The sequence below is a fragment of the Trueperella sp. HMSC08H06 genome (assembly GCF_001808465.1).
GTDB lineage: Bacteria > Actinomycetota > Actinomycetes > Actinomycetales > Actinomycetaceae > Trueperella > Trueperella bernardiae.
In genome coordinates this window covers 1-13,031 of sequence record NZ_KV793344.1, presented here as the reverse complement: position 1 = coordinate 13,031, position 13,031 = coordinate 1, and the positions used below count along the sequence as shown (strand labels likewise).

Here is a 13,031-nt window from a genome sequence, read left to right as displayed (position 1 = left end):
TGTCAAGTATTTCACATCGCTGGGCGGATCTTTTCAAAGGCGATGACGACGGCCTTGTCCTTCTTCTTCGCAACGTGCACCACCATGATTTCCCCGGTCTTCAGCCACGGGTCCTTCCCCGGCAGCTGGCGGCGAAGGTGGTGCGGGGTCACGCCCTTGAGCACGTCCAGCACGGTGGGCAGCGTGGGCCGGTGCACGCACACCGCGGTAGCCCTTCCCTTGCCCAGCACCTGGCTCAGCACGGCGGCCATCTTCTTCGGCTTCTTCACGTGCGCGGCCTCGGTCAGCGCCTCGCGGGTCTCGAGCTCCAGACCGGTGGCCTTCGCGTACGGGGCCACGGTGTCCAGGCACCGCTTCCACGGCGACGTCACCACCCTGTCCACCCCGTACACCGACAGCAGGGGCACCAACCTCTTGGCTCTCACCACCCCGGTAGTCGTCAGCGGCCGGGTCTGCTCCGGACCGTTGTAAACCGAGCGCTTGGTCGCCCGCGCATGACGCGTGACGAGCACCGGCGTCGTGCAAAGCACGCCCGCCTCCTCCAGATCCATCAGGCGCTGAAGCATCTTGCGGTCGCCCTTGTGGGTGAGCATCTTGTGGGCGTCCTTGACGGTGACCCACCGCGCGTCGTCGATCTCCTTCTTCGACGCCGGCTGCACCTTCCCCCGCGCCGCGAGCGCCGGATGCCCCTTATCCGCCACGGTGGCCGCCCAGTAGCGCACCTCCTTGCTCTTCCCACTACTGACCGTGTAGTGCTGCCAGCCGAGCGGGACGCCGAGCACGACGTCGTGGCCCGTCTCCTCCTTCATCTCACGGATGCAACACTCATGCAACGTCTCCTCGCCCTTGACCTTGCCCTTCGGCAACGACCAATCCTTCCACGTGGGACGGTGGACAATGAGCACTTCAAGCGTGCGGGAACGCCGGCGCCACACAACGGCGCCGGCGGCCCGAATATCAACCGACACGCGCGGCCCCTAGCGACGATCCGCCACGGTGGCGCGGGCGCGCGCCATCAACTCCTCCTGGGTGTCGGCCAGCAGGTTGCCCTCGGCATCCCGGATAGTGTGCACCCAGCCGTCGGCCGTCATACGCCAGGAGCGCACGTCGTCCGACGTCGCCCGGCGCACCATCTCGATGAGGAACTCCTTCTGGTCCGGCTCCACGATCTTGATGAGCGCCTCGATGCGGCGGTCGAGGTTGCGGTGCATGAGGTCCGCCGAACCGATCCAAACCTCCGGGTCGTCGTCGTTGCAGAAAGCGTAGACGCGCGAGTGCTCCAGGTAGCGGCCCAAGATCGAACGGACGTTGATGTTCTCCGACATGCCCGGGATCCCCGCGCGAAGGCAACAAATCCCGCGCACCTGGATGTCGATCGGTACGCCGACCTGCGAGGCGCGGTAAAGGGCGTCGATCACGCGCTCGTCCACCAGCGAGTTCGCCTTGAAACGGATCCACGCGTTGCGGCCCGCCTGCTTGTTCGCGATCTCGCGCTCGATGCGCTCGATCAGGCCCGAGCGGATGCCCGTGGGCGCCACCAGCAAGCGGTGGAACTTCACCTTCGGCGCGTAACCCGAGAGCTGGTTGAACAGGCGGGTGGCGTCCTGGCCTACATCGCGGTCGCACGTAAACAGGCCCAGGTCCTCATACCCGCGGGCGGTCTTCGGGTTGTAGTTACCCGTGCCCACGTGCACATAGCGGCGCAGCCCGTCCGACTCCTGGCGCACGACGAGCGACAGCTTGCAGTGCGTCTTCAGGCCCACGATTCCGTAGACCACGTGCACGCCCGCCTGCTCCAGCTTGCGCGCCCACTCGATGTTGTTCTCCTCGTCGAAGCGGGCCTTGATCTCCACGACCGCCAGCACCTGCTTGCCCGAGTTCGCCGCCCGGATGAGGGCATCGACGATCGGGGAATCGCCCGACGTACGGTAGAGGGTCTGTTTGATCGCCAACACCTTCGGATCGTCCGCCGCCTGGCGGATGAAGTGCTGGACCGACGTCGAGAACGACTCGTACGGGTGATGGACCAAGATCTCGCGGCGGCGGATCGCGGCGAAGATGTCGGCGGCACGGGAGGATTCGACGTCGGAAATCCCACGAGCCGTGACGGGCACGAACTTCTTGAACTTCAGCTGCGGGCGGTCCAAGTCATGGATGACGTTGAGACCCGTGAGGTCCAGCGGGGCCGGCAAGTGCAGCACGTTCTCCTCGCGCACGCCCAGCTCGCGGGTGAGCATCTGGAGAACGCGCTTCGAGATGTCGTTTTCCACCTCCAAGCGCACGGCCGGGCCGAAGCGGCGGCGCAGGAGCTCCTTCTCCAGGGCCTTGAGGAGGTTCTCGGCGTCGTCCTCCTCCACCTCCAGGTCCTCGTTACGGGTGACGCGGAACGTGGAGTACTCCACGATCTCCATGCCCGGGAACAGCGCATCCAGGTGGACGCCGATCACTTCTTCCAGCGGGATGTAGGAGGTCTTGCCCTGCTCGTCCGCCGGAACGTCCTCCGGGCGGTACGGGCGGCCCTCCGAATCCACCGCGATGAAACGCGGCAGCAACTGCGGGACCTTGACGCGGGCGAAGAGCTCCTTGTCATTCTTCGGGTTGCGCACCAACACCGCGAGGTTCAGCGACAGGCCCGAAATGTACGGGAACGGGTGCGCCGGGTCCACCGCCAGCGGGGTGAGCACCGGGAAGATCTGCTTGCGGAAGAACTTCGACAGGCGATCCTTCTCCGTCTCACCCAGGTCCGACCAGTGCTGGATCACGATGCCGACCTCCGCCAGCTTCGGCTGGACGTCCTCCGCGAACACGCGGGCGTGGCGCTCCTGCAGCTCCTTCGTGCGGACCGTGATGCCTTCCAACACCTGGCGCGGGGTCAGGCCCGACGCCTTCGTGACCGCCATGCCCGTGGCAATACGGCGCATGAGGCCGGCCACGCGGACCATATAGAACTCATCCAGGTTCGAGGCGAAGATCGCCAGGAACCACCCACGCTCGAGCACCGGCAGTGTCTGATCCTCCGCCTGCTCCAGCACGCGCTCATTGAACGCGAGCCAGGACAGCTCGCGGTCAAGGAAGCGGCCCTCGGGGAGCATGCCCAGCGCTGAGTTGGAAGGATCGCCGGGCTCGCCGTCGGGCTGGTTGTGGCGCGCCTCCTCGGCAGCCTCGGTCTCGCGCACCAAGCGCTCGGCCTCCTCCACCAACGCGGCCGTGGACACCGACGCGCCCAGGCGCATCTCCTGAACGCGGGCGCGCAAGTTCGCCATTTCCTGGGAGGTCAGCTCGCTCACGTCCTCATCCTCGTCGAGGAATTCTTGGATGGCGGGCTCGGGAACGTCGTCAAAATCAAGGTGGTCACTCGGGGTGGATTCCACGAGAGCGGAATCGTCAGCAAGGTGTTCGTCGCTCATATCCGAATCGTCTCAGATCTCATGTGGGAGTATCAATACCCCCGCGCAGAGCAAGCCGCGCGAGGCAGGGTGGGCCCGCGAATGCAGGTTAGCTCCGCGGATGGGGTTGGCCCCGTGGGGGGCAGATTGGGCCGAGCGGGCGCCGGCCGGCCCGCTGGTGCGGGCGTCGTCGTGAAGTGGACGGACGGCGTCGTCGTGAAGTGGACGGACGGCGTCGTCGGACTGGCGGAGGCCGGCGGGCTAGTCGAGGCCGCCGCGGAGGAGGCGCTCGCCGGCAAGGCGGAAGTCGTCGGCGGTGCGAAGCATCGCGGTGTCGCGGCGGGTGACTTCGGTGGCCATCGGGTGGTCGTCCGAGGAGATCCACGTAGGCTGCACGCGGCCGAGGAAGTCCGTGAGGCGGGCGGATGCGCGCAGAACGCCGGCGAAGTCGCCGGTGAAGCTACCCTTGAACACCTCGTCCCACAGGGCGCGGACCTCACGTGGCGCCGCCACCTGTTCAGCCTTCTCGGGCTCATCATCCGCGAGCGCGAGACGAGCCGCGGCGAAGCGCTCCTCCGCCTCCTGCGGATACCGGCGAATCCACTCAGACAGCAAGAACCCACGCCAGAGCACACCCGGCAACGACTCCTCTGGCGAACTCACCCACGACTCCGCAATCGTATCCACCCCCTCGTCCGTAATGAGGGCAAGCACGCGTTCGCGCACCTCCGGATCCTCCTCATGGGTGCGCCCCAACGGCACAATCGCCTGCGCCGACGTATGGGCGAGCTCGGAGGTCGCGGCCGTGTCCGCGCCACCTTCAATCATTTCGACTTGCTCAGGCTTCAACTGGGCCGGCCTGCGTGGTGTTGACATGACTACCTCCTAGCGTTGTGCTCCCATTGTCTCGCAGATCAGGGGCGATGTGGGCAGATAGAGGAAAGTCGCCGCAGGGCGCGGCGGGAGTTTGTCGTCACCAAAAGGGATTTCTCGTCACTCAAATCGTTGATTCTGGTGACGAACAAATTCGTTTGGTGACGAGAAACCTGTAGGAGCTAGTGGTAGGCCCCGTGGGACTCGAACCCACAACCAACGGATTAAAAGTCCGCTGCTCTAACCAATTGAGCTAGAGGCCCGCGCGAGTGCGCGGTTGGTACGCCTGAGTCGGCGGCGTCCAACCCGGAAAGTCTACCCCGCTTGGCGCCCACGGAAAAATCGCAAGCAGTGGGAATTCGCGGTTCGGACCAAATCTCCGACCGCGCCACGCACCCCAGGTGAAGGGAGGCAACAAGCAACCACGAAGCGGTGACGGGCCGGAGGCAAGCATCACCGGCCGAGGCGACGCGGCACCCTATCGGTGCGGTTTGCGGCCCTGGCCGGGCTCGCCGTGCTGGCCGGGTTTGCGAGACTCGCCCGGCTTGCGCCCCTGCCCAGACCTGCCGGCCCGGCCGGGGGCGGCGCGGCGAAGTCGCGGCGTCCAGGTCACCAGCATGACGGCCACGGTGATCAACACGAGTCCCCCGAGTTCGCCCAGGGTGGGGATCTGGCGCAGGATGATCATGCCGACCAGCAACGACGTGGCAGGGTACAGCGCCCCGAGGAGTGCGAACGTGCCGGCCGGGATCTTCGACAGCACGAAGACTTCCAACCCGTAGGGCACCACCGAAGAGAACACGCCCACGGCAATCATCAGGGCGAGAAGCTTGGGGCTAGTCGCGATCACGGCGAAGCCTGGGATAGCCAGCCACACGAACGCGAGCGCTCCGATCGCTATGCCGAGGGCAAGGGAATCCGCACCTAGCCCGGCACGCGCCACCTTCGACCCGACCCACATATACACGGCCCACGCCCCGCCCGCCGCGATGGCGAGCACGACGCCGGCGAGCACTCCCGGCGCGGCCAAATCCACCCCGACCCACGAGATCGCAAACACCCCGCCGAACGCGAACACGATCCCGGTCCAGATCCGCCAGCCGCGCCCGGTCACGGCCGCGAGGAGCACGGGCCCCAGGTATTCGAGCGCAACGGCCGTCCCCAGCGGGATCCTCGCGATGGACTGGTAGAACAGCAGGTTCATCGTCACGAGCGCCAGGCCGTAGATCGCGGTAAGTCCGAGCCGGCGCCGGCCGAGCTCGCTGCGGAAGTCGACCTTCGGCCGTCGCCAGATCATCATAAAAACCGCGGCTACGGCAACGCGCCCCCAGGCCACGGCGCCCACGGCCGCCACCGCGAACAGGGTGACCGCGATCGACGCGCCCAAGTACTGGATGAGTCCGGCCGCGATGAGGATTCCGGGCGCGGCGGAGCGCATGGAGGTCTCGGTGAAGTTGAGGCTCCCTGTGAGGTGTCTGCTGTCTCGGCCGCCCCACCGGCCGTCGGCCCTAGCCATAGAAAATCGCCGCCACGACAACAAGCATAGGCATGGATGCGAGCGCGCTGATAACGACGGCGTCACGGACCAGCCCCACGCCCACCTCGTAGCGGTGGGCGATGGCGAAGAGGGTGTTGGCGGGGGGGAACACGGCCACGACCATCGTTGCCAGCAGTTGTTTTCCTTCCAGGCCCAGGGCCATGGCCAGGGCAAATGTGACGATGGGCGAAAGCAACACGCGGAATCCGACCGACGCGGCTAGCGGCAGGGCGTCCCTCCCCCGCCGCAGCTGGGCCGACGCGAGAGAGACTCCCATCGCGATCATCATGACGGGCACGGTGGCGTCGGCGAGGGCGTCGATCGGGACGGTGAGCGCGCGCGGCATGGTCACGAAGAAGACGATCCTAGATAGCCCCCGGTCCGCGCCCGGCCCGACCACGCGGAACTTTACGAGCGCGAAGCCGATCGCCGTGTAGACCAGGAGCGTCCAAATGCTTAAGAGAACGTCACCCACGCGCCCAGCCTACTCGGTGGGCCGGCGGGTTTCGGGGCCGTCCACGTCGAGGACGCCCGCGGTTTCGGGGCAGGGCCTTGACGACGACGCCCGGGCTGTCACGTCCACGACGACGGCCGCGTGGTCCGAGACCGGCAGGCACACCGTGCGGTCTTGATGGGCGTGGAGTCCGCGGCCGAGCACGTGGTCGATCTGGATGCGGGGCGCCCAGCTGGGCGTGCCGTTGCCGCGGTGGAGGATCTCGAAGACTGGCTGGCCGGGCGCGGTGGGGGTGGCTGCCGCGAAGCGGGCGAGCTCCTGCTCCACGTGGTTGATGCGCAGGTTGAGGTCGCCGATGAGGAGGGCCGGCATGCCGGGCGCGAAGTGGTCGAATCCACGCAGGGCTACCTGGAGTTGCTCGCGGGCGGTGGAGCGAACCGTTGACAAATGGGCTACGCCCACCACCACCCGACCCTCCGGGGTGTCGATGAGCGCATACAGGCAGGCTCGGCGGTCGGGCCATTTCACACGCCAGGAGGTTTGCCGCCCGCGCCGGGAGGCGCGGGCGGCCGATAGGCCACCGACCAGATCCACCATGCCGCGCCCGATATCCCGCCACCGGGCCGGATCCTCCCCGCGGACGAGAGGCGTGTGCCGCCCGGGCAGGCGGAGCACCCGCGCGCGAACTACTGGCCACCGCGTGAGTAGTCCCATGCCATACCGGCGGCGTGTTGGCGCGAACAGCGCCCGCAACCCGGCTGCCTCCGCCACCAAGGCCAGCTGGTCTACGCCACCCGAGCGCCACTTCCCGCGGTCGACCTCCTGCAGGCCCACCACGTCAGCGCCCATGCGCGCGACCTCATCGGCCAGCACTCGCGCCGATTCCCGTCCGGCGCGCTTCCCCACCTCCACCGACACCGTGGGCTGGCCGGCCGGCACGGGCGTCGCATATTCGATGTTGAAGGTGAGGACTCGCACGTTAGGCGTCCGGTTCAAAGCGGAGCGCCACCGAGTTCATGCAGTAACGCTGGCCCGTGGGGGTGTGCGGCGCATCGGGGAACACGTGGCCGAGGTGCGATCCGCAGCTGGCGCACTGGACCTCTGTGCGGACCATCCCGTGCGAGCGGTCCTCCACGTAGATCACCGCGCCCTTCTCATTCGGGTCGTAGAACGATGGCCACCCACAGTGGGAGTCGAACTTCGTGGTGGAGCGGAACAGTTCGGCATCGCACGCGCGGCAGTGGTACACGCCAGGCCGGTCCTCGTTGAGGAGCTCGCCCGTGCCGGGGCGCTCGGTGCCCGCGAGACGGAGCACGTTGAATTCCATGGGAGTGAGGATGTCACGCCACTCGTCGTCGGTCTTGTTCACTCGGAAGGTCATATATTCTCCTTCGTTTCCGTATCCGTGACAGGGAGTTTTTGAGTTTCGGCGCTTAGTTTACGCTCTTCGTAGACCTTCTCGCCCGGACCCGCGAACTCCTTCGCCCGTTCCTCCGCCTCCGTCGACCCGGTAAAAATCGCCGACTTCGCGGCCGTGGTGGGCGTTTCGACCGTGGGCTCCCCGCCCTCGGCACCACCGTCTGCGCCGCCCCCAGCGCCCTTCCCCGCGGCCAGCTCAGCCTCCCGCTCCGCGAGCGGCACGCGCAAGAACTTCGCCACGTCCTTCGTCGAGATGACCTCGGTCTCCTGCGTGTCGTCCACGCTCCCGCCCTCCGGCTCGAACGCCGGCGGCTGCCCCTCGCCGCGTTCCTGCACCAGTGCGAGCGTCTCCTCATTCCGCGCAGCCATGTCGCCCATCTGACCCGAGTAGTAGCGTTCGTGCGGGATCGACTGCGGCGCCTCCTCCTGGATCCAGCGCACCATTTCCTCGCGCACGTGGTTGCGCAGGTCGGTGAGCGTGGGCGAGTTCTTCGCCGACACCAGGCAACGCAAGTTGATCCGATCCATCGACGCCGCATCAGCCACCAGCAGCACGCCCGTGCGCCCGTCCCACAGGTCGGTGTTACGCAAGATCTGCTCGAAACGCATGCGGGCGGCGTCGATCGGCACGGCCCAATCGACCGTGATGATCACATCCCCCATCATGTCCGGCGCCCGGCGCGTCCAGTTCTCGAACGACTTCGTGGTCATGATCGTGGACGGCACAATGATCCGCCGCCCGTCCCACACCGCCAGCACCACGTAGGTGAGCGTGATCTCCTCCACCTTCGTATAGTTGCCCTCGTACAGCACCACGTCATCCACCCGGATCGAATCGGTAAACGCCAGCTGCAGCCCGGCGAACACATTCCCGAGCGTGGTCTGCGCCGCGAGGCCGGCTACCACGGAGATAATTCCCGCCGACGCGAAAATCGACGCCCCCGCCGCCCGCGCCCCCGGGAACGTCAGCAGCGCCACCGCCACGCCCAGGATCCACACACTGGCCTTGATCACGCGTCGCAGAATCTGGGTCTGGGTTTTCACCCGCGCCGCGCGCCCCTCCGAGGTCTCCGCCATCCGGTCATTAATCGCCCGCGTGACCCCACCCACCAGGCCCGACAACACCCATGTCACCGCGCCAATAATCGCCAACACGAAGCCGTGCCCCACCCAATTCAGCCAATCCGGCGGCGTTGCCGGCATGACCGTCAGCCGATAATGGAAGCCCAGCCACGCGCCCACCAGCGCGAGCAGCACCTCCAGCCGCCGACTGACCGCGCGGTACACCCTGTCCATATGCACGCTACGTCGCGTGAGGATCCGCAACCCCGCGATCAGCAGCAGCCCCGCGACAATTCCCACGAGCATGCCCGCACCGATCGTCAGGATCATCTTGACCACGTCAAAAGTCACCTCAACGGCGGCCTCCACGGTATCCTCACCGTTGGCCTCCACAAACACTGGCAGCGCACCAAACATATCCATGTCTCAAGGCTAAACCACCCCTCCGACAAACACTCACCGCGTTTCGCTGACAACTCACGGCGCCCCTCCCGCGCGCCCGGCCCCGGTACCCCCGCCCCTCCCCTCGCGTCCGCCTCACCTCCACGAGGGCCCGGCTGACAGCGCAAAAACCTCGCCGCGGCACACACCTGTGGTAGAGTGGCGCATAACACGTCCGACCAATTTGGCAAGATCGCGAAATGCGCATAAGCTTGTCGACGTTCCCCGGTAAGACGGAACGAGCCCCTATCGTCTAGTGGCCTAGGACGCTGGCCTTTCACGCCGGTAGCACGGGTTCGAATCCCGTTGGGGGTACGGCTTCACCAGAAGCAGGAAGAAATTCCACATCTGGCCCTGTAGCGCAGTTGGTTAGCGCGCCGCCCTGTCACGGCGGAGGTCGCGGGTTCAAGTCCCGTCAGGGTCGCAAGGAAACGCCCGGCAATCCGGGCTTTTTCTTAAGGCTCTGTAGCTCAGTTGGTAGAGCGTTCGACTGAAAATCGAAAGGTCACCGGATCGACGCCGGTCGGAGCCACCACCAAGACCCCCGCGGGGGTCTTTTTCTTTGCCTGGCCTGGCACAGGCCCAGTCCGCGCAGACCCGGCCCGGCATAGACCCAACCCGGCATAGACCCAACCCTGCACCACAAAACCGAACCCCGGAGGTCTGACCGGAGATCCGGCCAAAACAACTCGTGAAAATACCGGCTACCGATTCGCATACCGTCCTGCCCCACCCCAGATTCACGACTTCCGCCGGCGCCCCCGGCAGCCCGGCCTCAAAGCCGGCCTTTTTGACCACTCCATCGCGTCAAATCCATTGCGCCCGGCGCCGACCTCACCTAATGTTGACGGTACGGTTGTCAGACAACTGACCTCCGTCGTGCCCGCACCGATGCGGCCACACCATCGCAATGACGCGAAAGGACAATCGAATGAAGAAAGCCGGAGCCTGGCGGAGGAAATGGACACTCGCCGCCACAGCCATCGGGGCGCTCGCTCTGACGCCCCTCGCCCCACTAACACCGGTGGCGGTCGCCGACTCGGGCGCCCCCGCCGATACTCACATCTCCTATTATTCCTTCGATGAATCCGCCACGAAGGATCAGTGGGGTAGCCGCGATGGCACCCCCACGGGCGACCTGCCGCTCGTCGAGGGCAAGGTCGGCAAGGCGGTAGAAATCAAGGACGGCGCCAAGATCACCTACCCGGAGCTCAACCTCCCCCACGACTGGTCAATCGGCTTTTGGGTGAAGGCGCCCACGGCCACAGGTCGTGCGTCGATCATCCAGTCCGCTGACGGCGTCCGCGCGGTTTCCCAGCGCCTCGCCGAGAATCGGGAGGACAAGATCGGCTTCCACGTGCTGCCGGGGGCGGGCGGGGTGCTGACCTACAATTACACCCTCGCCAACAACACGTGGACGCACATCACCGCCACGAATTCCTCCACGAAGGGCATCGCCCTCTACGTCAACGGCAGCCTTCTTGAGCTGAAGTCCTGGGGAATCACCAACCCGGTGGCGGCCCCGCTCGATATCCTGGGCGGCGAGGGCTTCACCGGCGTCGTGGATGAGCTGAAGATTTATAACCGCGCACTCACGGCGGACGAGGTCCGCGCCGAGATCGACGGCCTCGAGCCCGAGCCCGAGCCGCAGGTCCCCACGCTGAAGGCCACGTTCGCGGTGACGAACCCGAACCCGGATGGCGCCCCGTTCCAGGTGGGCGACGTGATCCGCTACACCATCAACGTCACGAATGACACGGGCAAGACCCGCTCCTTCGAGGCCACCGACTCCAACCTTGATAACTGGTCGGGCTGTAAGTGGAACACCTTCGAGGCGGGCGCCACTAAGGCCTGTCCGTTCCCCACGTACACGGTGACGGCCGAGGACGTCGAGCGCGGCTCGTTTACCCCGTCGATCACGTTCCAGTACTACGAGAACACGGGCTACTCGGGTGCCACGACGCCGTTCGCCCCGTTTACGGGTGAGCCCACGGAGGTCGTGGCGAAGCTTGCGGAGGTGACCTCCTTCGAGTTCACGGCCGGCACGGGCAAGGGCAACTACCAGGTGGGCGACGAGCTGACCGCCACGCTGACCGTGGAAAATCCCACCGACGCCGACATCTCGATTTCGGCTGGCGACTGCCAGGCCACCATCGCCCCCGGCCAGAGCCACAGCTGCGAGTTGCCGTACGCCGTCACCGACGATGACCTGGAGCGTGGGGAGGCGCAGGCCGACGTCGTCGTGAACGCGACCCAAGGTGACCGGACGAGCGTCGAGACCGCGCGCGCGACGACGCCGACCCCCACCATCCGCCCGGCCGCGACGGCGTTCACCCCGCCAAACGCGGATCCGCGACTGGAGGCGAATCTGACCGACCTGCAGATCCTGGAGTCGAACACGTCGGCTTACAACATCCGCATCCCCGCGATCGCAGTGGCCTCCAACGGCGACATTCTCGCTTCCTACGACCTGCGCCCCACCAACGGCGCGTGGAACGGCGGCGATTCGCCGAATGAGAACTCGATCGTGCAGCGCCGCTCCACCGACGGCGGCAAGACCTGGGGCCCGATGACGGTCATCGCCGAGGGCAAGGTTGCGCCGGCGGGTGAGCGTTATGGCTGGTCGGACCCGTCGTACGTGGTTGACTACACGACGGGCGAGATCTTCAACTTCCACGTCGGCTCGCTGGACGCGGGTCTGCCGAACGGCCCGGGCTACCGCGTGGACGAGAACGGCAATGTGGATGAAACCTACCGCAAGACGATGAACTTCGCGCTCACGTCTTCCACCGATAACGGCTACACGTGGTCCTCGCGCATCATCACGAACGAGGTGCTCGGGGCGCGCGCGGCGCAGCTGGACGGCTGTTTCGCGACGTCGGGCGCGGGCATCCAGAAGATGCACGAACCGTACAAGGGCCGCCTGCTGCAGCAGGCCGCGTGCCGTGTCAAGGGATCAACGTTCCAGGCGATCACGATCTACTCGGACGACCACGGCAAGACCTGGCACGGTGGCGAGTTCGCCTCGGCCACGGAGGGCGCGCCGACGAACGGCCGCTGGCAGTACGACGAGAACAAGATTGTCGAGCTGTCCGACGGCCGGCTCATGCTGAACTCGCGCGTGTCGGGTGGGACAGCGTCGGGCTACCGTATCGTCGCAACCTCCGACGACGGCGGCGTGACCTGGCAGGACATCCACGTGGACAAGAACCTCGTGGACGCCACGAACAACGCCCAGATCATCCGCGCGTTCCCGACGGCCGAGAAGGGCACGCTGCGCTCGAAGGTGCTGTTGTTCTCGAACACGGAGTCTGGGCGCACGAACGGCACGGTCAAGATGAGCTATGACGACGGCACCACCTGGCCGATTTCCCGCCAGGTGCGCCAGGGCGGAACAGGCTACACCACGATGGCGGTGCAGCCCGACGGCTCGATCGGCCTGCTCATGGAGCCGGATGTGTTCAACAAGATCGGCTACGTGAACTTCACCCTGAAGTACCTGACGAAGAAGCTACCGTTCGAGCTGGAGCTGAACCAGGTGCGCAACGTGAAGGCGACAGATGGCACGCAGATCGCGCCGATCCAGCTGAAGACCACCGGTAATGACCCGGCGCTGGCCGACACGTTCACGGCCGAAGGTCTGCCCGCGGGCCTGGAGATCGATGCCGCGACCGGCGTCATTTCGGGCACGCCGGCGGTGGATAATGCCGCGCAAGAGGCCTTCGAGGTGACGGTGACTGTCACGGAGGCCGACGACGGCACGGGCATCCCGCGCACGTCCTCCAAGACCTTCACGATCACGGTGTCGCCGAAGGTTGTTGAGCCGGAGCCGGGGCCTGACCCCGAGCCGGGGCCTGAC

Annotated in this window: 9 protein-coding genes and 4 tRNA genes; 4 read left to right on the top strand and 9 right to left on the bottom strand. The window is 66.2% G+C overall.

The genetic code is table 11. The annotated features are described in order from the left end of the window. Positions 1-11: 11 nt before the first annotated feature. From HMPREF3174_RS02435 to HMPREF3174_RS02395, 9 genes are all read right to left on the bottom strand, one after another. Complete coding sequence (locus HMPREF3174_RS02435; protein WP_062613197.1) at positions 12-968, bottom strand: NUDIX hydrolase; 957 nt, start codon at positions 966-968, stop codon at positions 12-14. 9 nt (positions 969-977) lie between these two features. Next, on the bottom strand, positions 978-3,407 hold the full coding sequence (locus tag HMPREF3174_RS02430) for an RNA degradosome polyphosphate kinase (protein ID WP_210382918.1): 2,430 nt from the start codon (positions 3,405-3,407) through the stop codon (positions 978-980). A 240-nt stretch (positions 3,408-3,647) separates the two neighbouring features. Beyond that, entirely contained in the window at positions 3,648-4,262 is a 615-nt protein-coding gene (locus tag HMPREF3174_RS02425) for a hypothetical protein (RefSeq protein ID WP_070446212.1), read from the bottom strand. A 183-nt stretch (positions 4,263-4,445) separates the two neighbouring features. Then, positions 4,446-4,522, bottom strand: a tRNA-Lys gene (locus tag HMPREF3174_RS02420). 215 nt (positions 4,523-4,737) lie between these two features. Beyond that, positions 4,738-5,775 carry an EamA family transporter gene (locus tag HMPREF3174_RS02415; RefSeq protein ID WP_083297655.1) on the bottom strand — a complete coding sequence of 346 codons (1,038 nt, stop codon included), beginning with the start codon at positions 5,773-5,775 and terminating at the stop codon, positions 4,738-4,740. Beyond that, on the bottom strand, positions 5,768-6,271 hold the full coding sequence (locus HMPREF3174_RS02410) for an AEC family transporter (RefSeq protein ID WP_070447711.1): 504 nt from the start codon (positions 6,269-6,271) through the stop codon (positions 5,768-5,770). The genes HMPREF3174_RS02415 and HMPREF3174_RS02410 overlap by 8 nt, the downstream gene beginning before the upstream one ends. A gap of 9 nt (positions 6,272-6,280) precedes the next feature. Further along, the gene (locus HMPREF3174_RS02405) at positions 6,281-7,246 is read right to left on the bottom strand and encodes an endonuclease/exonuclease/phosphatase family protein (RefSeq protein ID WP_083297654.1); all 966 of its coding nucleotides are present in this window, start codon (positions 7,244-7,246) and stop codon (positions 6,281-6,283) included. Continuing rightward, on the bottom strand, positions 7,230-7,631 hold the full coding sequence (msrB, locus tag HMPREF3174_RS02400) for a peptide-methionine (R)-S-oxide reductase MsrB (RefSeq protein ID WP_070447703.1): 402 nt from the start codon (positions 7,629-7,631) through the stop codon (positions 7,230-7,232). The genes HMPREF3174_RS02405 and msrB overlap by 17 nt, the downstream gene beginning before the upstream one ends. Continuing rightward, the gene (locus tag HMPREF3174_RS02395; RefSeq protein ID WP_070447700.1) at positions 7,628-9,154 is read right to left on the bottom strand and encodes a mechanosensitive ion channel family protein; all 1,527 of its coding nucleotides are present in this window, start codon (positions 9,152-9,154) and stop codon (positions 7,628-7,630) included. Before HMPREF3174_RS02395 ends, msrB begins: the two co-directional genes overlap by 4 nt. Positions 9,155-9,414: 260 nt before the next feature. On the opposite strand from HMPREF3174_RS02395, the gene HMPREF3174_RS02390 reads away from it, so the two are divergent. From HMPREF3174_RS02390 to HMPREF3174_RS02375, 4 genes are all read left to right on the top strand, one after another. Then, positions 9,415-9,487, top strand: a tRNA-Glu gene (locus HMPREF3174_RS02390). Between the two features lie 35 nt (positions 9,488-9,522). Continuing rightward, positions 9,523-9,596: transfer RNA gene (locus HMPREF3174_RS02385), tRNA-Asp, on the top strand. Positions 9,597-9,631: 35 nt separating this feature from the next. Then, a tRNA-Phe gene (locus HMPREF3174_RS02380) sits at positions 9,632-9,707 on the top strand. A gap of 396 nt (positions 9,708-10,103) precedes the next feature. Continuing rightward, positions 10,104-13,031 (top strand): exo-alpha-sialidase (locus tag HMPREF3174_RS02375; protein ID WP_168160554.1); only part of this gene is annotated, 2,928 nt, incomplete at its 3' end.

Coding starts and splice junctions, on each gene's coding strand:
- HMPREF3174_RS02430 (WP_210382918.1), bottom strand. CDS start 3,407: ATGAGCGACGAACACCTTGCTGACGATTCCGCTCTCGTGGAATCCACC.
- HMPREF3174_RS02425 (WP_070446212.1), bottom strand. CDS start 4,262: ATGTCAACACCACGCAGGCCGGCCCAGTTGAAGCCTGAGCAAGTCGAA.
- HMPREF3174_RS02415 (WP_083297655.1), bottom strand. CDS start 5,775: ATGGCTAGGGCCGACGGCCGGTGGGGCGGCCGAGACAGCAGACACCTC.
- msrB (WP_070447703.1), bottom strand. CDS start 7,631: ATGACCTTCCGAGTGAACAAGACCGACGACGAGTGGCGTGACATCCTC.
- HMPREF3174_RS02395 (WP_070447700.1), bottom strand. CDS start 9,154: ATGGATATGTTTGGTGCGCTGCCAGTGTTTGTGGAGGCCAACGGTGAG.